This is a genomic window from Rhizobium sp. CECT 9324 (genome assembly GCF_918741265.1).
Classification (GTDB): Bacteria; Pseudomonadota; Alphaproteobacteria; order Rhizobiales; family Rhizobiaceae; genus Allorhizobium.
Map to the genome: position 1 here is coordinate 165,718 of NZ_CAKKMZ010000002.1, position 18,560 is coordinate 184,277.

Annotated in this window: 18 protein-coding genes, 1 pseudogene and 1 riboswitch; of the genes and pseudogenes, 15 read left to right on the forward strand and 4 right to left on the reverse strand. The window is 58.5% G+C overall.

What is annotated here, in order from left to right:
• The first annotated feature begins 10 nt into the window (after window positions 1-10).
• Window positions 11-226: riboswitch (cobalamin riboswitch) on the forward strand.
• 49 nt (window positions 227-275) lie between these two features.
• Genes LQ231_RS20755 through LQ231_RS20770 form a run of 4 tightly spaced genes read left to right on the forward strand, consistent with a single transcriptional unit; the run spans window position 276 to window position 2,820 of the window.
• Window positions 276-944, forward strand: a complete 669-nt coding sequence (locus LQ231_RS20755; RefSeq protein ID WP_230173673.1) for an energy-coupling factor ABC transporter permease — start codon at window positions 276-278, stop codon at window positions 942-944.
• A gap of 2 nt (window positions 945-946) precedes the next feature.
• Window positions 947-1,237 (forward strand): energy-coupling factor ABC transporter substrate-binding protein, encoded by a 291-nt coding sequence (locus tag LQ231_RS20760; protein WP_230173675.1) that lies wholly within the window; start codon window positions 947-949, stop codon window positions 1,235-1,237.
• Window positions 1,238-1,240: 3 nt separating this feature from the next.
• Window positions 1,241-1,987: a cobalt ECF transporter T component CbiQ gene (gene cbiQ, locus LQ231_RS20765; protein WP_290371380.1), complete on the forward strand. Its 747-nt coding sequence runs from the start codon at window positions 1,241-1,243 to the stop codon at window positions 1,985-1,987.
• A complete protein-coding gene (locus LQ231_RS20770) occupies window positions 1,984-2,820 on the forward strand; it encodes an ATP-binding cassette domain-containing protein (RefSeq protein WP_230173679.1) in 837 nt (278 codons plus the stop codon). The genes cbiQ and LQ231_RS20770 overlap by 4 nt, the downstream gene beginning before the upstream one ends.
• Before the next feature lie 41 nt (window positions 2,821-2,861).
• On the opposite strand, the gene LQ231_RS20775 is transcribed toward LQ231_RS20770, so the two are convergent.
• Together LQ231_RS20775 and LQ231_RS20780 are read right to left on the reverse strand one after the other, a co-directional pair.
• Window positions 2,862-3,470 carry a DnaJ domain-containing protein gene (locus LQ231_RS20775; protein ID WP_113143617.1) on the reverse strand — a complete coding sequence of 203 codons (609 nt, stop codon included), beginning with the start codon at window positions 3,468-3,470 and terminating at the stop codon, window positions 2,862-2,864.
• 148 nt (window positions 3,471-3,618) lie between these two features.
• Window positions 3,619-6,705 (reverse strand): PAS domain-containing protein, encoded by a 3,087-nt coding sequence (locus tag LQ231_RS20780; protein WP_230174993.1) that lies wholly within the window; start codon window positions 6,703-6,705, stop codon window positions 3,619-3,621.
• 241 nt (window positions 6,706-6,946) lie between these two features.
• Here LQ231_RS20780 and LQ231_RS20785 point away from each other — a divergent pair.
• The 3 genes and pseudogenes from LQ231_RS20785 to LQ231_RS20795 form a co-directional block, all read left to right on the forward strand.
• Window positions 6,947-7,219 (forward strand): annotated as a pseudogene (locus LQ231_RS20785) (PAS domain-containing protein); the annotation flags it as partial.
• A 30-nt stretch (window positions 7,220-7,249) separates the two neighbouring features.
• A complete protein-coding gene (locus tag LQ231_RS20790) occupies window positions 7,250-7,942 on the forward strand; it encodes a sensor histidine kinase (RefSeq protein WP_230174994.1) in 693 nt (230 codons plus the stop codon).
• Between the two features lie 3 nt (window positions 7,943-7,945).
• A complete protein-coding gene (locus LQ231_RS20795; protein ID WP_113143615.1) occupies window positions 7,946-8,392 on the forward strand; it encodes a response regulator in 447 nt (148 codons plus the stop codon).
• A 55-nt stretch (window positions 8,393-8,447) separates the two neighbouring features.
• Here LQ231_RS20795 and LQ231_RS20800 read toward each other — a convergent pair whose 3' ends face one another.
• Window positions 8,448-9,089 carry a TetR/AcrR family transcriptional regulator gene (locus LQ231_RS20800; RefSeq protein WP_113143614.1) on the reverse strand — a complete coding sequence of 214 codons (642 nt, stop codon included), beginning with the start codon at window positions 9,087-9,089 and terminating at the stop codon, window positions 8,448-8,450.
• 236 nt (window positions 9,090-9,325) lie between these two features.
• Here LQ231_RS20800 and LQ231_RS20805 point away from each other — a divergent pair, with 236 nt between their 5' ends.
• The 4 genes from LQ231_RS20805 to dctP (LQ231_RS20820) are packed head-to-tail and all read left to right on the forward strand — an operon-like array spanning window position 9,326 to window position 14,053.
• On the forward strand, window positions 9,326-10,231 hold the full coding sequence (locus LQ231_RS20805; RefSeq protein ID WP_230173680.1) for a shikimate dehydrogenase: 906 nt from the start codon (window positions 9,326-9,328) through the stop codon (window positions 10,229-10,231).
• Entirely contained in the window at window positions 10,228-12,117 is a 1,890-nt protein-coding gene (locus tag LQ231_RS20810; protein ID WP_230173681.1) for a sugar phosphate isomerase/epimerase and 4-hydroxyphenylpyruvate domain-containing protein, read from the forward strand. The genes LQ231_RS20805 and LQ231_RS20810 overlap by 4 nt, the downstream gene beginning before the upstream one ends.
• 3 nt (window positions 12,118-12,120) lie before the next feature.
• A complete protein-coding gene (locus LQ231_RS20815) occupies window positions 12,121-13,023 on the forward strand; it encodes an SMP-30/gluconolactonase/LRE family protein (protein ID WP_230173682.1) in 903 nt (300 codons plus the stop codon).
• A gap of 46 nt (window positions 13,024-13,069) precedes the next feature.
• The gene (dctP, locus tag LQ231_RS20820; protein WP_356637069.1) at window positions 13,070-14,053 is read left to right on the forward strand and encodes a TRAP transporter substrate-binding protein DctP; all 984 of its coding nucleotides are present in this window, start codon (window positions 13,070-13,072) and stop codon (window positions 14,051-14,053) included.
• Window positions 14,054-14,075: 22 nt separating this feature from the next.
• Here the strand turns inward: dctP (LQ231_RS20820) and LQ231_RS20825 are convergent, their stop codons facing one another.
• A complete protein-coding gene (locus tag LQ231_RS20825; RefSeq protein WP_230173684.1) occupies window positions 14,076-14,750 on the reverse strand; it encodes a GntR family transcriptional regulator in 675 nt (224 codons plus the stop codon).
• A 230-nt stretch (window positions 14,751-14,980) separates the two neighbouring features.
• On the opposite strand from LQ231_RS20825, the gene dctP (LQ231_RS20830) reads away from it, so the two are divergent.
• The 4 genes from dctP (LQ231_RS20830) to LQ231_RS20845 all read left to right on the forward strand — a co-directional run bounded on the left by dctP (LQ231_RS20830) (window position 14,981) and on the right by LQ231_RS20845 (window position 18,345).
• Complete coding sequence (gene dctP, locus LQ231_RS20830) at window positions 14,981-15,967, forward strand: TRAP transporter substrate-binding protein DctP (RefSeq protein WP_230173685.1); 987 nt, start codon at window positions 14,981-14,983, stop codon at window positions 15,965-15,967.
• A 103-nt stretch (window positions 15,968-16,070) separates the two neighbouring features.
• The gene (locus tag LQ231_RS20835; RefSeq protein ID WP_230173686.1) at window positions 16,071-16,589 is read left to right on the forward strand and encodes a TRAP transporter small permease subunit; all 519 of its coding nucleotides are present in this window, start codon (window positions 16,071-16,073) and stop codon (window positions 16,587-16,589) included.
• Window positions 16,586-17,887 (forward strand): TRAP transporter large permease, encoded by a 1,302-nt coding sequence (locus tag LQ231_RS20840; RefSeq protein ID WP_230173687.1) that lies wholly within the window; start codon window positions 16,586-16,588, stop codon window positions 17,885-17,887. Before LQ231_RS20835 ends, LQ231_RS20840 begins: the two co-directional genes overlap by 4 nt.
• Window positions 17,888-17,901: 14 nt before the next feature.
• Window positions 17,902-18,345 carry a type II 3-dehydroquinate dehydratase gene (locus LQ231_RS20845; protein WP_230173689.1) on the forward strand — a complete coding sequence of 148 codons (444 nt, stop codon included), beginning with the start codon at window positions 17,902-17,904 and terminating at the stop codon, window positions 18,343-18,345.
• Window positions 18,346-18,560: the final 215 nt, after the last annotated feature.

The window sequence follows — 18,560 nt, forward strand, 5'->3', positions numbered from 1 at the left end:
CGCCGCACGCCTATGAATTTCACCAGATGGTTCCGCCTGACCAAGGGATGGCGGATGAAAAGGGAACACGGTGAGGATTACCCATCAGGGGCCAAGACCGTGGCTGCCCCCGCAACTGTAAGCGGTGAGCGACGTCCAGAATGCCATTGGCCAAGTGATCGGCTGATAAGGCGGACCGAGCTATGACCCGCGAGCCAGGAGACCTGCCATCGCTGGGCCACGACATCCGTGGTGACTTTTTCGGGCCACGCGGCGGGCGTGGTTGAGGGTGTTATATGCATATTATGGAAGGCTATCTGCCGGCCGCGCATGCGGTTGGCTGGGGCGCGGTTTCCGCGCCATTCGTGATTTACGGTGCCAGGCGCATCGTGACGCTGGTACGAGAAAAACCAGAGGTCAAACTGCTGATGGCGGCATCCGGCGCTTATGTTTTTGTGCTCTCCGCTTTGAAGATTCCATCAGTGACCGGAAGTTGTTCCCATCCAACGGGCACGGGTCTGGCCGCATCGCTGTTCGGACCCACGGTGACCACCGTGCTGGGAACGATTGTTCTCTTGTTCCAGGCACTGCTCCTTGCGCATGGTGGCTTGACGACCCTCGGTGCGAATATATTCTCGATGGCCATCGTCGGGCCCTTCGTCGCCTACGGCTTGTTCAAGGGGATCACCGGGGCAGGTTTCAGCGGAGCGGTGGCGATCTTTTTTGCGGCCACGGTCGGCGATCTTGCAACCTATGTCACCACTTCGCTGCAACTGGCGCTGGCCTTCCCTGATCCGGTATCGGGAATGACGGGTGCCGCTGCCAAATTCCTAGGGATTTTTGCATTTACGCAAGTTCCGCTGGCCATCAGCGAGGGCCTGCTGACCGTCATCGTGTTCAACCTGCTGCAGCGCTACAGCCGCGGCGAACTGAATGCGCTCAACATCTTCTCCGCAAAGGCCTGATCATGCTGAAACGTAATCTCTGGATGCTGTTCGCCGTCATTGCCTTGGCAATCCTTCCGCTCGTCATTCATCACGGCGGCGATGCCGAATTCGGTGGTGCTGACGGTGAGGCCGAAGCTGCAATCACCGAAATCCAACCCGATTACCAGCCTTGGGCGGCACCGCTCTGGGAGCCGCCGAGTGGGGAGATCGAGAGCCTGCTGTTTGCCCTGCAGGCAGCGCTGGGTGCTGGACTTGTCGGTTTCTATTTCGGCCGCAGGACGTCGCCAAAGAAAACCGCGGATACACTGTAACCGATGCGCGCCATCGATCGCTGTGCCCAGACTAACCGGTGGCGTCATCACGCCGCCGGTGAAAAACTCCTTTTCTCCGGCGGGGTGATGGCTGCGTCACTCCTATCGGCAGGATGGACAGGCCAATTGATGTTCCTCGTTGTTATGCTGGCCACTATGAGGGTTGGTGCGCGTATCGCATGGCGCGACATCCTGCGAGCGGCGCGCATACCGTTTCTGTTCATTACGACGGGCACGGTGGCTCAATTGATCTCCGTCACCGCGGTCGATTTCGTGCCGATCGTATCTGTCGTCCCGGGCGAAGGCATAGAGAAAGCGCTCTTTGTCGCGCTGAGAAGCAGTGTCTGCGTCTCAGCCTTGTTGTTCCTGGCATTGACCACACCCTTGTCAAGCATTCTTCAGCTGTTTCAGCGGATAGGGCTCAGTGTCGAAATATCGGATATCGCCATGGTGATGTTCCGGATGATCTGGCTGCTGCTCGATTGTCTTGATGCTGGCCAGCAGTCGCTTGGCGCCCGGCTAGGCTATAGCAGTCGCCGCCGGATGCTGAGGTCCAACGGTCTTTTGCTTGCGTCGTTGCTGCCGCGTGTGTTTGACCGGGCCAGACGGATGGATGCCGGCCTTGCTGCGCGCGGTTACACGGGCCGCTTGAATTTCATCTCGGTCGAAAGGCCGGCGTCGGGTCCGCGGTTGCTGCTGATTGGCGCAGGCTTGATCGGTGTATCTGCAATGACGTGGTGGCTCGGATGATCCTGGAAGCGCATAGGGTTCATTTCGCCTATGAAGATGGGACTGTTGCTCTCGATGAGGTTTCCCTCGCAATCCGGGGGCAGGAGAAGCTGGCGATCTTGGGCGCCAACGGTGCCGGTAAGTCGACCCTGCTGTCGCTTCTCAACGGATCACTCAGGCCTTCCGCCGGAGATGTGCTGCTGGACGGAAAGCCCGTTCGCTACGGCCGTAGAGATCTGACAGAACTTCGGTCTCGAGTTGGCCTTGTCCTTCAGGATCCAGATGATCAGCTGTTTGCAGCGACCGTGTTCGAGGACGTCTCCTTCGGGCCTCTCAACCTCGGCCTTTCCCCCAGTGACACCCGGGATCGCGTGACACATGCGTTGGATGCGTTGGGAATTGATGCGCTGTCGCATCGCCCGACGCATCTGCTCAGCTTTGGTCAGCGCAAGCGGGTCGCAATCGCCGGTGTCCTTGCCATGTCTCCCTCGGTTTTGCTGCTCGACGAGCCGACCGCCGGGCTCGATCCAAAGGGCGTTGAGGAACTCACCGAAACCCTGCACGTGCTGGCCGCAAATGGGGTCGCGGTGGTGGTGGCAACCCACGACATGGATATGGCGCATGCATGGGCGGACAGGGTTGCCGTCTTTGCGACGGGCAAGATCGTGATGGACGGCACACCAGACCAGGTGTTCGGCACCGAGAATTTCTGCGAGCGTAGCGGCTTGCGCAAACCCATCATCCATCAGGTGGCGCAAGGTCTGAGGGATCTTGGCCTGATGCCGGCTGGCAAGGATTTGCCACGCGGCGTCAACGATCTATTGCGGCAGGTCCGGGTGGCGATCACGCCTTAGACTGATCGTCACCGGAAGCTGTGCGGACTGGCGTCGCCCGTCTAGCAAAAGCCGTTCAGCTTCAGGATCTTGTAGGCGTTGATCGATTCCTGCAGTTTGTCCTCCGAATTGCGATCGCCAAGATTGACGTCCGGATGGTGCAGCTTGAGGTTCTGTTTATAGCGGGCCGTGATTTCCGCTGGCGTCGCATCCTGCGAAAGTCCGAGCGCTTCGAAAGCCTTTGCTTCCAGCACCTTGAGTGTGCGCCGCTGAAGTTCTGCCGTTGCCGCTTGACGTTGAGCCGCAGTTTTACGAGCGTTGATCGCCTTGGCTGACCCGGAGCGGGCGGTCGAAGGAAGGGGCATTTCAGAAGGCGGTTTTTTGCTCGTACCAGTGGTAGGACGGCTGCCGCTTGCAGCTTCCCGCTGATAGCGGGCCGTCACCGGGTCTGACAGGTTCGTGGCGAAATTATAACCCTTGTTGTATTCCTTGACGTGCTCGGAACAGAACAGGATGTATTGCCCTTCCGCATCCCGTCCGACGGGTGCGCGATGGCTGCCACTTTTGTCACAACCGTCCCATTGGCATTTCGGGCCACTCGTCTCGCGATGCGGCGCCGGTTTTTTACGGGTCGACCTCAGGCCGACGAAAATCTTTGAATCAGAAGTCATCGCGCCTTATAGGGCAGTCGGCTTGCGACCGGCAAGGCATATGACAATTCGATCAAGCAGCGTGCTGTTCTGTTGCCGCAAGAGCACAATGCTCGACTGGGCGTGTGACCTGTCCGTTGCATGGATCAGACTTTCCACATGGTCAGGCTCAGGCGTTTTGTAGCCAACCGGAGCGAACCGCAGCCAGCAATTGGGCTGCGCTATAAGGCTTGCCGAGAACCATGGCGCCGCCTTGCGCACTGACTTGAGACGTATCCCCTGTCGCGAACACGATCGCAGAGGAGGGCCGCAGGGCGCGAGCACGTTCCGCAAGCTCTTTGCCCGATAGACCCGGCAAGTTCACATCCGTCACCAATACGTTGAACGCGACGGTTTCAAGTGCGGTCATGGCTTCTTCAGCACTGCCTGCGTCGACAACGATATGCCCGGCCTCCTGCAGTATATCAGCGGTGTTCATGCGGATGAGTGCGTCATCCTCAACCAGAACGATGGTCAGCTGCGTAGTCATCTCACAGCTTGCGGCTGGCTTTTCATGGCTGGGTTGGAGCTCGGATGGCTTTGATCGACCACGCTGACGCTGGTTGCCGAGAACGTGTCTGAATTTACGGGCCAGGGCGTCGCGGGTGTAAGGCTTCGACAGCAGTTCGACGCCGGCGTCGAGTTTGCCGCCATGTACGATCGAGTTTTCGGTGTAGCCGGACGTAAAAAGCACCGCGATGTCTGGCAATCGTTCACGGGCTTTGCGCGCCAGTTCGGGACTTTTCAGGGCCCCGGGCATAACGACGTCGGTAAATAGAATGTCGATCGGGATGCCGCTGTCGATGACATTGAGCGCGCTCCCAGCATCGACGGCTTTCAGCACGCGATAGCCAAGATCCACCAGCAGTGCCACCACGGTCTCCCGCACCTGATCATCGTCCTCAACGACGAGCACCGTTTCCGTGCCGCCGGCGATCGGGCCATGGTCAACAGTCACCTCCACGTCTTCCGCCTTGTGGGCACGGGGCAGATAAAGTTTGATCGTGGTTCCATGGCCGACTTCGGAATAGATCTTCACATGGCCGCCGGATTGTTTCACGAAGCCATAGACCATCGACAATCCAAGTCCGGAGCCTTTGCCCTCGGCCTTCGTCGAAAAGAATGGCTCGAAGACCTTCTCGATGATCTCTGGCGGCATGCCGGATCCGGTGTCTGTGACCGCGAGCAGAACATATTGGCCTGGGGTCACTTCGTCATGCGTTCGCGCATAGCTATCGTCCAGGTGCGCATTTGACAGTTCGATCGTCAGTTTGCCGCGGCCGTCCATGGCGTCACGGGCGTTGATTGCCAGGTTGAGAAGCGCATTTTCGATCTGGGCTGGGTCGATGAACGTATTCCACAAGCCACCGGAAACCACGGTTTCCACTTCGACGGCCTCACCGATCGCGCGTCTCAGCATATCGTCCATGCCTTGGACGAAGCGGCTGACATTGACGACTTTCGGTTCAAGGGCCTGGCGACGGCCAAATGCAAGAAGCTGGCTGGCAAGTTTGGCACCGCGGCTGACGCCGGCCATCGCGTTCACGACTCGTTTTTCAGCCCGCTCGTTTCCTTCAACATCTTTCGCCAAGAGGGCAAGATTGCCCGAGACGACCTGCAAGAGGTTGTTGAAGTCATGGGCGATGCCGCCGGTCAGTTTGCCGACGGTTTCCAGCTTCTGTGACTGTGCGAGCTTCGCTTCCGCCTGTCGGCGCTCGTCGATCTCTGCAACAACGCGCGCCTCAAGGGTCTCATTGAGCTGACGCAACTGCTCTTCTGCGCGCTCGCGGTGTTGCACCTGCCGTGCCAACGCTTCGGCCTGTTGGCGCAATGCGGCCTCAGCGGCGCGCTGATGGGTGATGTCTGTGTGAACGCCAACCCATTCGACGATTTCGCCGGATGCGTTCGAAATGGGAAGCGCCCTGATTGCAAACTGCCGCCAGGCACCGTCATAGCGGCGAACCCGGTGCTCGTGGACAAACATGGTTCTGTTGGCAACCGCTGTGTTCCAGGCGACGACGCTGGCTGCAGCGTCATCCGGATGGACAGCGTTTGACCAGCCGTAGCCGCGGTATTCGTCCGGCGTCTGCCCTGTGAGCGAAGACCAGCCCGCTTGCTCGCCAACCATCTGCCCATCTGCGCTGTTGGTCCAGAGAATTCCATGCACAGCGTCCATCGCCATGCGAAACCGGCCATTGCTGATTTCCAGCGCAGCCTGACGAAGCGCCCGCTCCTGGACGTCGATCCCCAGAATATGAACGCCGGGAATGGATCCGTCCGGTTCGATATGTGGCACATAGCGCACCTCAAGCCGTCGAACCGAACCGTCTCCTCGCGGCATATCGGTTTCGGATGAAAAGGTTTCACCAGCCAGTCCGCGGTCGATCGACGGCTGTCTGTCGCTATAGGCGGCCTCTCCGATCATTTCGCGCACATGCCGGCCAACCATGGTTGCGGGGTCGACGCCGAACCAGTCCCGGTAGGCAGCATTCGCGAAGCGGTAAATATGCTCGCGATCGACATAGGAGATCAGCATGGGCACTGCGTCGGTGACACGCCGCAATTCCGCTTCGCGGGCAGCGAGCCGGGTTTCCACCGAGATACGGGCACTGTTGTCGATGATCGTGCACATCACGCCACCGACACTGCCATCCACATCATAGACGGGCGTGTAGAACAGATCGAGATACATCGTCTGCGGACCGCCCGAACGCTGGAAGACAATCGGTTGATCGCGATGGAATGTGGTGTCGCCCCTTAAGCCTGCTTCAAGAATGGGGCGGTTCCAGTCCCAGACCTCAGGAAATGCCTGCGCTACCGGTGTGCCCAACGCCATCGGGTGCCGTTCTCCGGCGATCTCCCTGTAAGCGTCGTTATAGAGCATGATGTGGTCTGGCCCCCACATCAGCACTTTGGCAACGGGAGAGTTGACGATGTTGGCGACGGTCGCCCGCAATTCATGCGACCAGGTTTCGACAGGCCCCAGACTGATGGCGGCCCAGTTTTTCTCCCGGATCAACGCGCCGCATTCACCGCCGCCGATTGGCCAGCCGGGCAATGCCGCGGGCCGCGAGGCTGAAGTCGCATCACGAAGAGCATGAAGCGCGGCGCGCACGACATCGCTGGCATCGACGAAGTCGCCGGACGCCAGGCTATTCGTGATGAACTCCTCGAATTCGGGAGTGAGCGGGACATGGCGTGGCTGACGATCGATCATAATTGTCACTGCCACTTGCGTGTTGCACTGTCAATAAACGTCAACATCTCTGCTTTGGAACAGGGTGGTTTGGAACAAACGCTTCATCCACGGCGTTTCGAGCGACTGAAAATCAAGATTCATCAAAGCAGGTGGAGTACCCTTGGATCAGAGAGACGATTGGCACCTGACAGACAGGCTGCACTATTCCCACGGCAGGGGCGATCCATTCGCTGCCGCCGTGCGCGCCACAAGGATGCCGATGGTCATTACCGACCCGTCGCAACCTGACAATCCGATTGTCTTTTGCAATGAGGCTTTCCAGTCCCTGACCGGTTATGATCATTCCGAGGTGATCGGTCGCAACTGCCGTTTCCTCCAAGGAACGGATACTGATGCCGCCGAGGTCGAGAAAATCCGGATGGCGATCGCGGATGGAGAAAGCGTTTCGGTCGAAATCCTGAATTACCGCAAGGATGGATCGACATTCTGGAATGCGCTCTATCTGAGCCCGGTCAGAAATGATGACGGCGAAATCCAGTTCTTCTTCGCCTCGCAACTCGACGTGACCAAGCATGTCTCGGCCAAGGAAAAAGTAAGCGAACAGAGGGACGAGATCGAGAATGAGGTGAAGTTGCGGACGGCCGAGTTGCAGGCAGCGCTGGAAGCGAAGACATTGCTGCTTCATGAGGTCGATCACCGTGTCAAAAACAACCTGACGATGATCGGATCGCTCCTGCGTCTTCAGTCGCGAAGAATAGGCGATCCCGTTCTCGCATCGAAGCTCGACGCGATGATGGATCGCATCGATGCCTTGGCGACCGTTCACCGGACGCTATATCAGTCTGGTGACGTGACCAAATTTGATGTTGCCGAGTTTGCTGTCAGACTTGCCACAGACATTATAGGATCAAGCGGAAGAGGTGACATTGCCTTGGACACCGAGGTGGAGCCGATCTTGGTTGAAGCTGGCGAGGCTTCATCCCTGGGCCTGGTCCTGAACGAGATCCTCACCAATGCCATCAAGCATGGACTGGCGGACGGCAGGCCCGGCACCATTAAAATCACGGGGCAGTGCCATGGTGGTGACGCAACGATTGTAATTGATGATGATGGTGTCGGCATGGTCTCCGAGCCGTCATCGGGGCTTGGGCAAACGCTGATCAACCGACTGGCAAAACAAACCGGCGCGACAGTCGCATGGTCAAATCGTCATCCTGGGACCCGCGTCACCCTCGTATTGCATGATCGGAATTGATGGATGGAACGGCCGAAACCACCGTTGAGGGTGCTGATTGTCGAAGATGAACCTTTGCTCGCCATGGACGTGGAAATGATGGTTGAAGATGCTGGCCATACTGTCATCGGGGAAGCCAGATCACTTCACGACGTCAAATCCCTGGCACCGGGCGGCGCGCCGGATATCGCGTTTGTCGATATGCAGCTTGCAGATAATAGCACCGGCTTGGAAGTTTGTGCCCATATTCGGCAGCGTTGGGCGAACACAATCATCGTATTCGTGACAGCAAACCCCAAGAAGATCCCCGACGACTTTGCCGGCGCACACGGCGTGATACCGAAGCCGTTTTCGCGGCATGGTTTCATGAACGCCCTGATTTACCTGCAGGAAAGCGTTTGTACGCCGCCGCCCGTATCGAGTTTGCCTGGGAGCTTCGTGGCCTCGCCGCATCTTGCCGCGACATGGTGACGGGAATGCCGACCTGTTCAGGACATTGCTCGACACGGTTGCCGAACAACCCTTTCTATGAACTGCACAAGTAGCTGATGACTGCATCGGAAATGAGCTGCTTGTGCCGGTCGTAAAGTGCCGGTTCCGAAAGATCGCGGCGAAATATCGTACCAAACGTATGGCGGTTGGACACTCGGAAGAAACAGAAGGCGCTGATCAGCATGTGCAGGTCGATGGGATCTATGTCGCGCCGAAAACTCCCGTCGCCCTTGCCGCGCTCGAGAATTTCTTGAAGCGTGCGAATGATCGAGATGTTGAGATCCTTGATCTCACTCGAGCGTTGCATATGGGCTGCCTGGTGAATGTTCTCGATACTGACGAGACGGACGAAATCGGGATTATGCTCGTCATGGTCGAACGTGCTGGCGACAAGGGTGCGCAAAGCCGCGATCGGCGGCATGCCGGAGAGTTCCAGGTCGGCTTCGAGAGAGCGGATCTTGCGATAGGCCTTCTCGAGCACGGCGAGGTATAGATCCTCCTTGCTGCCGAAGTAGTAATAGATCATGCGCTTGGACGTGCGCGTGCGCTCGGCGATCGCATCCACCCGGCCGCCGGACAGCCCATGGGAGGCAAACTCCTCTGTCGCGACGTTCAGAATATCCTCTTTGGTCTTTTCGGGGTCGTTCTTGCGCGTACTGCGCTCTAGCTTCGGCATCTCAACAGCATCCAGGTCGGGCGTCGTTCGGTGGCCGCATGCTGTCCCTGAAGCGCGCGCGAACCTATCCACCGTTCATAGGCGGGACGACGCGGCGTTTCAACTGCACTCAATTGACACGAACTAGTTCGTACATTATTCCTGAGGTTGGAGTGAGGATCCGGTTTCGGCCGGAAAGGACATAGAGGCCGCAATATCCGCTGGAGCGACAGCACTGGGTGGATAGCGGGTGTGGGATGGACAAGTCGGATACAATCATGCGTGCCGGGCTCATTGGCGCCGGCATCCAGGCGTCCCTGACACCGGCCATGCATATGGCGGAGGCGCGAGCCCAGGGATTTGCCTATCGCTACGACCTCTTCGATCTCAAGCACCTTGATGCCGGCGGCGGTGGCGACGAGCGCCTTGCCGGGCTGATCGATCAGGCGGAACGTGATCGTTTTGCCGGTCTCAACATCACCCATCCCTGCAAGCAGTCGGTCATTCCTCTTCTGGACAGCCTCTCCGACGATGCAGCGGCACTGGGTGCCGTCAATACCGTCGTCTTGCGCGATGGAAAGCGTCATGGCCACAATACCGATTGGTGGGGTTTCGCCGAGGCCTTCCGCCGGCGGTTGCCGGATGCCGAGCTTGCACATGTCGTTCAGCTCGGCGCAGGCGGGGCGGGGGCAGCGACCGTCTATGCTATCCTGACACTCGGCGCGGATGCCGTGACCATATTTGATCCAGATCGCCAGCGTGTTTCAGCGTTGGTGGCTGCCATGCAGACGCGGTTCCCAGCTGCCCGGATTGGCGCTGGCACCGATCTGGCCGCCAGCATGGCAGACGCTTCGGGTCTGATCCATTCGACGCCCACCGGCATGGTAAGTTATCCCGGCCTGCCGCTCGACGCTGCCTTGCTGGATGCCCGCCAGTGGGTTGCCGAAGTGGTCTATTTCCCGCTTGAAACGGCGCTCCTTGTCGAGGCGCGTCGGCGCGGTTGCCGTGTTATTGACGGCGGCGGCATGGCCGTGTTTCAGGCGGTGGGTGCATTTGGTCTGTTCGCCGGACGCCAAGCGGATGCTGACCGCATGATGCGCCATTTCAGGGAACTGACCGGCACGGGTGATGCAGCGGAAATTCGTCCGGAGGTGCTGGGATGAAGACGTCGATCGCCACCGTTTCGATCAGCGGCGAACTGCCGGACAAACTGGCGGCCATCGCTGCCGCAGGCTTCGATGGCGTCGAAATTTTCGAGAATGATTTCCTGGCCTTTGACGGAAGCCCGGCCGATGTCGGCAAAATGGTGCGCGACCATGGGCTGGAGATTACCCTTTTTCAGCCCTTCCGCGATTTCGAGGGCATGCCGGAGCCACATCGCTCCCGCACCTTCGACCGGGCCGAGCGCAAATTCGACATCATGCAGCAACTCGGGACAGATTTGGTGCTGGTGTGTTCGAACGTCTCGCCGGTCTCGCTCGGTGGTATCGACAGGGCCGCGGCTGACTTTCATGAACTGGGCGAGCGTGCGGCCAAACGTGGACTGAGGGTTGGCTACGAGGCCCTGGCCTGGGGCCGCCACATATACGATCATCGCGACGCCTGGGAGATCGTACGCCGGGCCCAACATCCGAACATTGGCATAATTCTCGACAGCTTCCATTCACTGGCCCGAAAGATCGATATCAATTCAATCCGCTCGATCCCAAAGGAAAGCATCTTTATTGTCCAACTTGCGGACGCGCCACTGATCGACATGGATCTGCTCTACTGGAGCCGGCACTTCCGCAACATGCCGGGCGAAGGCGACCTAGCCGTTGCCGACTTCACCGCAGCGATCGCCGAAACGGGCTATGACGGCTATTTTTCCCTTGAGATCTTCAACGACCAGTTCCGCGGCGGCTCGGCCACGGCGATTGCGGCCGACGGGCACCGTTCACTGGTTTATCTGGGCGACAAGGTTCGTCGACGGCCTGCGTCATCAGGCCTGACGCTCGCCCCCATGCCGGAACGTGTTCCTGTCAGAGGCATCGGCTTTATCGAATTTTCGGCCGATGCCGACGACGCGGCAGCGCTGACCACCATTCTACAGACGCTGGGTTTTTCCCGGACGGCGCGGCACCGTTCTAAATGCGTTGATCTTTACGAACAGGGCGAGATTCGAATTGTCGTCAACACGGAGGAAGTCGGCTTTGCCAGTGCCGCCCATGCGGTGCGCGGTACCTCGGCCTATGCTGTTGGCCTGTTGGTGGACGACGCCCCTCTGGCCATGGCGCGGGCAGTGGCGCTTGGTGCTGAACCTTTTAGTCAAGCAGTCGGACAGGGCGAAGTCGAGATCCCTGCCGTCCGCGGTGTCGGCGGCGGGCTCATTTACCTTCTCGACGGCAAGGCCGATCGCGGCCGCATCTGGGAAATCGATTTCGAGCCTTTAGACGACGGCGGCAAGATCGTGCCGGCGGGTCTCTTGCGTGTCGACCACATTGCACAGACGGTTGCCTATGAGGAGATGCTGACCTGGTTGCTATTCTACAGCTCGATTTTCGACGTGGAGAAGTCGCCGGTCGTCGACATCATCGACCCATCCGGGGTCGTGCGAAGTCAGGTGATCCAGAACAGCGACGGTTCGCTCCGTGTCACGATGAACGGAGCGGAGAACCGCCGCACGCTTGCCGGCCACTTCATTGCGGAAAATTTTGGCTCCGGCGTCCAGCATATCGCCTTTTCGACCGATGATATCTTTGCGACCGCCGCAACGCTGAAGGCGAATGGCTTTCAGCCGCTTCAGATCTCCCCGAATTATTATGACGATGTCGAGGCGCGTTTCGGACTCGATCCGGAACTGACCGAACGGCTGAAGGCGGACAACATCCTGTATGACCGCGACGACCACGGCGAATACTTCCAGCTCTACAGTCCGACCTATGGTGAAGGCTTCTTCCTCGAAATCGTTGAGCGGCGTGGCTATCGCGGTTATGGCGCAGCAAACGCGATCTTCCGTATCGCAGCGCTGAAAAAGAACCTTCGCCCAGCCGGCGTGCCAAGGAGCTGAGCGATGGACAGTGGCATCACGAGGACAATTGGCGCTGACCGGGTCGAATGCGTACTTCGACCTGTTGACCAGCTTGGCGAGACGCCCTTGTGGTGTGATCGGACGCAAAAGCTCTGGTGGCTCGATATCGAGAAGCCCAAGCTCCAAAGCTTCGATCCGGCCCTGCGTTTTCACGAGATCTTCCCTGATCGCGAGGCGGTCTATCTTGGAAGTCAGGCGCTGACCGCCTCGGGCGGCCACCTCCTTGCGCGGGATCTTTCGCTGCTGGTGCGTGCGCCGGATGGCTCGCTGGCCCATTTTGTCGACATCGAGAACGATCTGGACAATCGACTGAATGACGGCCGGGTCGATCCCTGGGGGCGGATGTGGATCGGCACGATGGACAACCTGTTGCACCGGCCAAGCGGCGCACTCTACCGCGTCGATCCGGATCGATCCGTGTCGCGCATCTTAGGTGACGTCATTGTCAGCAATGGCATTGCTTTTTCGCCGGATCGGCGGCGCTTCCATTTTACCGATACCCGTCGCCACCAAAGCTTTGTCTTCGATATGGATCCCGTGGACGGGACGATCAGCAACAGGCGCATCTTTGCCGACTATGCGATGACTGGCGAGCGGCCGGATGGCGCCTGCTTCGACGTGGATGGTGGACTATGGACTGCGTTCTTCGCCGGCAGCCGCGTGGTGCGCTATGCGCCGGATGGGCGCATCGACACCGTCATCTCGCTGCCGGTGAGCAACCCGACTTGCGTGTGTTTCGGCGGGGCAGATCTCCGCACCCTCTACATCACCACCGCGGCGAAATTCCTGACGCCCGAACAGCGCTTGGCGCAACCGCTTGCGGGCGGTCTGTTCGCGGTGGAAGGCATTGCACAAGGGTTTGCGGAGAACCGCTTCGCGATCTGAGACGGCTCAATAAACAGCGCGAGACGCGCCATCTGGGAGGATGATCATGCTGACAACACGACGGAAATTTCTGGCAGGCTCGGCCGCCGCCTTGGCGATTGGCGCATTGCCTTTGCCGGCATTTGCCGCAACGCGGCTCCGGTTTGCCGATGTGACAACTGCCGATGCTCCGCGTTCCCTGGCACTGGTCGATATTTTCGCCAAGGAAATCGGCCCGGACTTCGAATTCCAGCCCTATTTCAATTCGACCTTGTTCAAACAGGGCACGGAACTGGTTGCCGTCCAGCGCGGCAATCTGGAAATGGCAATGTTGCCACCTTCGGATTTTGCCAAGCAGGCACCGGAATTCGACATTCTGGGTGCCGCCTATGTCGTGCGGGACGCAGGCCATCTCACCGCGATCTTTGATAGCGATATCGGTGAGGATTTCCGCAAGATTGCCCGTGAGAAGCTCGGCGTCGAAATCCTGGCTCCAGCCTACTATGGCGCTCGTCACGTCAATCTCAAGGGCGATCGCAAGATCATGAAGCCGGAAGATCTGGCGGGAGTGAAACTGCGCATGCCCGGCGGCGAGAGCTGGCAGTTCCTAGGCCAGGCGATCGGCGCAAACCCGATCGCGATGGACTATGCGGAAACCTATACCGGCCTTCAGACCGGCGCGATCGACGCGCAGGATAACCCGTTGCCCAACAACAAGCTGATGAAGTTCCACGAGGTCACGGACCAGATTGTGTTGACCGGTCACAATATAGGCTTCGGCCTGCTTCTGATCAGTTCAAAGGTGTTTGACGGGCTATCGAAGGAAGCGCAGCAGACCATGCGCGATGCCGCAAGCAAAGGCTTTGCCTGGAGCACCCAGGAATATCTGAAGCAGGAGGCAGACCTTGTCGGCTTTTTCAAGGATCAGGGGCTTGATATCTATCAACCGGATGTCGCGGCCTTTCGTGCCTATGCGCAGGAAGCCTATCTGAAGTCCCCCCTTTCGACGTCCTGGCCGGACGGCATGCTGGAGCGGATCAATGCGCTCTGATCGAACGGCCCCGTTTGCCGCGTCAGGCAATGAGACCACTCTTGATAACGTGGTCTATGCCGCTCCTCACGTGCTGCGTCATCATGGCACGCGCACCGTCCACGTCGCGACCCATGGCCAGATCAAGCAGGTGTCGGTGATCGTCCGTCACCGGCTTGCCGCGAAAGCTCTTGGCCAGAAGATGGTAACGGAGGAAGCGGTCGAATGTGGAGGACAGGGCATCCATGAGTACGGCGGAGCCGCAGGCCGAGGCAAGCGCCTGATGAAACTCCCAGTCAAACCGCACCCAATCGACGGTTCGCGCGAGATCACCCCGAAGCAATTGGCGCTCGATCGCGGCGAGCTTGTGATGTGCCGCCACGACGCGTGCCTCCCAATCAAGGTCGCCTGCCTTGAAAGAAAGTCCAATGGCGTGGCTTTCCAGAAGAAGACGCAGGTCGCCGAGGTTTTCCAGTTCGGTGATCGAAACCGGCGCGACTTCAAATCCCCGCTGGCCCTCGGCAAGCACAAGATTTTCGGACGCGAGGCGCGACAGCGTTTCGCGCAGTGTCGAGACGCTGACCGCATAGCTGTCCTTCAACTGCTCAAGCCTGAGTTTCTGGCCAGGAGCCAGTTTGCCAGCAATGATGTCCTCGCGAATAAGGCGAAAAGCCATTTCGCTGGCTGTCTCCAAACGCTCTTTGTCGTATCGGTTCATGACGCCTCCTGAGGCTTGAAGTATATCCGATAGTCAACAAAATCTATGACAAAAGTTATTTGACAGGAGATAATGGAAGGGGGACATTCAAACAGGGATAGGCGAACTGGTCGGCGTTTGACATAAACGAACCATTTCGTACAATATTGGAGATGCCGAGTTCCGGGAGGGAAATCGGTCTTTGGAGGAGAGCCGACGGCAGGGCCGGTCGGCCAGTGGAGGATCATATCATGACGTTCAAACTCACACGGCGCTACCTTCTTGGCGCAACCATCGCTGCATCGGTGGCCATGGGCATGCCGGCCTTCTCGCAGGATAAGCCGGTTCTCAAGTTCTCGGCCGTCTTTTCGGAGCAGGACATTCGCGCGGAGATGACGAAGTCCTTTGCCGAGGCGATCAAGGACAGCTTTACCCTTGAGCCCTATTATGGCGGTACACTGTTCAAGCAGGGCACGGAGCTCGTCGCACTCCAGCGTGGCAACCTGCAAATGGGCAATATCGCCCCGCAGGACATTTCCAACCAGATTCCGGAATGGTCTGTCCTGACATCTGCCTATCTCTTCCGTGATGCTGCCCATGTGACCGCCTTTTTCGAAAGCGAGACCGGCGCGCAGTTCAAGAAGATGGCTGAAGACCAGCTTGGCGTGCGCATTCTCGGGCCAACCTATTTCGGTGCCCGCCAGGTGGGTCTGAAGACAGACAAGAAGATCAGCACGCCCGCAGACATGGCCGGTATCAAGTTGCGCATGCCCGGTGGCGACGCCTGGCAGTTCCTCGGAACGGCGCTCGGTGCAAATCCGACGCCAATGGCCTATGCCGAAGTTTATACCGGCCTTCAGACCGGTGCGATCGATGGGCAGGACAACCCGCTTCCGAACGTCAAGAACATGAAGTTCTATGAAGTCATGTCGCAGATTGTGCTGACATCGCATCTGATCGGCTATGACCTGTTGACGATTTCCAGCAAGGTCTGGAACGAGATGGCTCCCGAACAGCAAGCCGCATTCCAAGCTGCAGCCGACAAGGCGATGGCCTTTAGCCAGGAGAAGCACCTGGCGCAGGAAAAGGCGTTGATGGATGAGTTCAAGGCGGGCGGTCTCGAGATCTACGAGCCAGACCTTGCTGCCTTCCGCAAGTTCGCCCAGGAAAAATACCTCGCCTCCGATCTTGCCAAGTCTTGGCCCGAAGGCATTCTTGAAAAAGTTGCCGGCCTTTAGGCTGAACACTGCGCTGTTTCGGGGAGAAGCAGCGCATGCCACGGGGTTCAGGCCGACCGAAAGCCCGGTCGGCCGGGACCTGTGCGATTGAGGAGAGAACCCCATGTCTGGAAAATACGATACGCTCGGTGCATGGCTGCGTCAGCGGGCGGAGAACATCCTTTGCCTCATGCTCTTTGGCATGTTTGCGGTCTTTCTTCTGCAGATCGTCTTTCGCTATGGACTGAACCTGTCCATCGGCTGGACCCATGAAGTCAGCGTCGCGCTGTGGATATGGATCGTGCTTTTCGGCTCTGCCTTCGTGGTGCGGGAAAGCGAAGAAATCCGCTTCGACTTCTTCTGGGCAAGCGCCTCCGACCGGGCGCGTCGCGTGATGACGATCATCATGGCTGCCGCGCTGATCATCGCCTTTGGGGTCTCTCTTCCAGCGGTCATCGACTATGTCTCATTCATGAAGGTGGAGAAGACGGCCTATTTGAAAATCCGCTTCGACTATCTTTATTCCATCTATGTCGTTTTCGCCGTCGCGATGATCATCCGCTACATGTGGCTCGGCATTCAATCCATTCGCGGCAAGGCCCCCGAAGCCTTCGATCCCACCAAGGCGAGCTCCGGCGTATGAACCTCACCAGCCCCTTCTCCCTTGCCATCGTCGCCATCACTGCGTTGGCATTTCTAGGCCTGCCTATTGGGCTGTCGATGATGGTTGGCTCCATTCTGTACCTGTTCATGATCGGCGCCGACATGGGGACCGTTGCCGAACAGTTTCTGAACGGCATGTATTCGAACTACATCATCCTTGCCGTGCCACTTTTCGTGCTGGCGGCCGAGTTCATGAATATCGGCTCGATGACAGAGCGTCTGCTGACATTCTGCAATGTGCTCGTCGGGCGGTTTCGCGGGGGACTTGCGCAGGTCAACATCGTACAAAGCATCGTCTTTGCCGGCATGTCCGGGTCGGCGATTGCCGATGCGGCCGGCAGCGGCAAGATGATGCAGAACATGATGACCAAGGACAATCGCTATACGCCAAGCTACGCGGCGGCGCTCACGGCAGTCACCTCTGTCATCGGACCGATTATTCCGCCGTCAATCCCGATGGTCATCTATGCCCTCGTTTCCGACGCCTCGATCGGTTATCTCTTCCTCGCCGGCATGGTGCCCGGTCTGCTGATGGCAGGCCTTCAGATGATGCAGGTGGCTATCACCGCACGCCGCAAGAACTTCCCCGTCGAGGAAGCTGTTCCACTGCGGGACATCCCGATGATCACCTGGCGGGCATTTCCGGCGCTAATGATGCCTGTTGTCCTGCTCGGCTGCATCTACAGCGGCATCACGACGCCTACAGAGGCCGCAGCTCTTGCCGCCGCCTATGCCTTGGTGATCTCCATCGTCATCTATCGCAGCATATCGTTTGCCGCCTTTTATGACGCATTGAAGGTCAGTTCCAAGACGACGGCGTCGATCGGCATGCTAATTGCCGGTTCGCTGGTCTTTAATTATGTGGTCACCGTCGAGAATATCCCCGACAGTTTGCGAGTCATCCTCCAAGGGTGGGACCTCTCGCCGATCGGCTTTCTGATCCTGGTCAACGTCATCCTGCTGCTGCTCGGCTGCGTGCTGGAAGGCACCGCGATCCTGCTGATCATTGTGCCGGTTTTTATCCCGACGGCGCAGGCGCTCGGCATCGACATGGTGCATTTCGGGGTCATGGTCGTCGTCAACATCATGCTCGGCCTCGTCACGCCGCCTTATGGCTTGCTGCTCTTCATCATGACCAACATCTCCGGTGCTCCGGTCAAGGACATCATCCGCGATGCGCTGCCCTTCCTGTTCTGGATGGTAGTCTGCCTGATGATCATCACATTCGTCCCCGACATGGTCCTGTGGTTGCCGAGGCAATTCGGATACCAGGGCTGAGAAACGAGAACATTATGACCGACCTGAAACCGCTCTATATTCTCAATGGCCCGAACTTGAACCGGTTGGGCAAACGCGAACCGGAAATCTATGGCCATACCACGCTCGCGGAAATCGAGGGCTGGTGCCGCGAGGCCGCCGGGACCCGACCCGTCGAATTTCGCCAGACCAATAGCGAAGAGCGCCTGATCGAATGGGTGCATGAGGCCATCGATGAAGGCTCGGCGATCATTATCAATCCGGCCGCTTTCACCTTCACCTCGATCGCCCTGCTCGACGCATTGAAGATGTTCAAGGGACCGATCATCGAGTTTCACATTTCAAATGTGCACAAGCGGGAGCCGATTTATCATCGTTCCTATGTCTCGATGACGGCAACCTCGGTGATGGCCGGCCTGGGCGCCACGGGTTATCCCATTGCCGTGAAAGCCATAGAAATGCTGATCGAGAAAGGCTGAGAAGCCACCTCGGCGATCACGGTTCGCGTCGAAAAGCAGGTTCTCATGCGTTCTAGGACTGTCGGCCAAGCCAACTGCTCAGCCGGCTCCATGATCAGGCAATGAGCCAAATCTCGGCGCTTTGGCTTCATGGAGCTTAGCGCTGCGTTGATCTGAGAAGAGATTTGCACCTTCGCTCGCCACTGCCGCAACCCGTTTTGGCGATCCAGTTCCGA

What these genes read in the sequence shown, in the direction of transcription:
- LQ231_RS20795 (WP_113143615.1), top strand. Translation starts at nt 7,946, where the DNA reads ATGGAACGGCCGAAACCACCGTTGAGGGTGCTGATTGTCGAAGATGAA.
- LQ231_RS20760 (WP_230173675.1), top strand. Translation starts at nt 947, where the DNA reads ATGCTGAAACGTAATCTCTGGATGCTGTTCGCCGTCATTGCCTTGGCA.
- LQ231_RS20815 (WP_230173682.1), top strand. Translation starts at nt 12,121, where the DNA reads ATGGACAGTGGCATCACGAGGACAATTGGCGCTGACCGGGTCGAATGC.
- dctP (WP_230173685.1), top strand. Translation starts at nt 14,981, where the DNA reads ATGACGTTCAAACTCACACGGCGCTACCTTCTTGGCGCAACCATCGCT.
- LQ231_RS20825 (WP_230173684.1), bottom strand. Translation starts at nt 14,750, where the DNA reads ATGAACCGATACGACAAAGAGCGTTTGGAGACAGCCAGCGAAATGGCT.
- LQ231_RS20810 (WP_230173681.1), top strand. Translation starts at nt 10,228, where the DNA reads ATGAAGACGTCGATCGCCACCGTTTCGATCAGCGGCGAACTGCCGGAC.
- LQ231_RS20805 (WP_230173680.1), top strand. Translation starts at nt 9,326, where the DNA reads ATGGACAAGTCGGATACAATCATGCGTGCCGGGCTCATTGGCGCCGGC.
- dctP (WP_356637069.1), top strand. Translation starts at nt 13,070, where the DNA reads ATGCTGACAACACGACGGAAATTTCTGGCAGGCTCGGCCGCCGCCTTG.
- LQ231_RS20770 (WP_230173679.1), top strand. Translation starts at nt 1,984, where the DNA reads ATGATCCTGGAAGCGCATAGGGTTCATTTCGCCTATGAAGATGGGACT.
- LQ231_RS20845 (WP_230173689.1), top strand. Translation starts at nt 17,902, where the DNA reads ATGACCGACCTGAAACCGCTCTATATTCTCAATGGCCCGAACTTGAAC.
- LQ231_RS20780 (WP_230174993.1), bottom strand. Translation starts at nt 6,705, where the DNA reads ATGATCGATCGTCAGCCACGCCATGTCCCGCTCACTCCCGAATTCGAG.
- cbiQ (WP_290371380.1), top strand. Translation starts at nt 1,241, where the DNA reads ATGCGCGCCATCGATCGCTGTGCCCAGACTAACCGGTGGCGTCATCAC.
- LQ231_RS20755 (WP_230173673.1), top strand. Translation starts at nt 276, where the DNA reads ATGCATATTATGGAAGGCTATCTGCCGGCCGCGCATGCGGTTGGCTGG.
- LQ231_RS20800 (WP_113143614.1), bottom strand. Translation starts at nt 9,089, where the DNA reads ATGCCGAAGCTAGAGCGCAGTACGCGCAAGAACGACCCCGAAAAGACC.
- LQ231_RS20775 (WP_113143617.1), bottom strand. Translation starts at nt 3,470, where the DNA reads ATGACTTCTGATTCAAAGATTTTCGTCGGCCTGAGGTCGACCCGTAAA.
- LQ231_RS20835 (WP_230173686.1), top strand. Translation starts at nt 16,071, where the DNA reads ATGTCTGGAAAATACGATACGCTCGGTGCATGGCTGCGTCAGCGGGCG.
- LQ231_RS20840 (WP_230173687.1), top strand. Translation starts at nt 16,586, where the DNA reads ATGAACCTCACCAGCCCCTTCTCCCTTGCCATCGTCGCCATCACTGCG.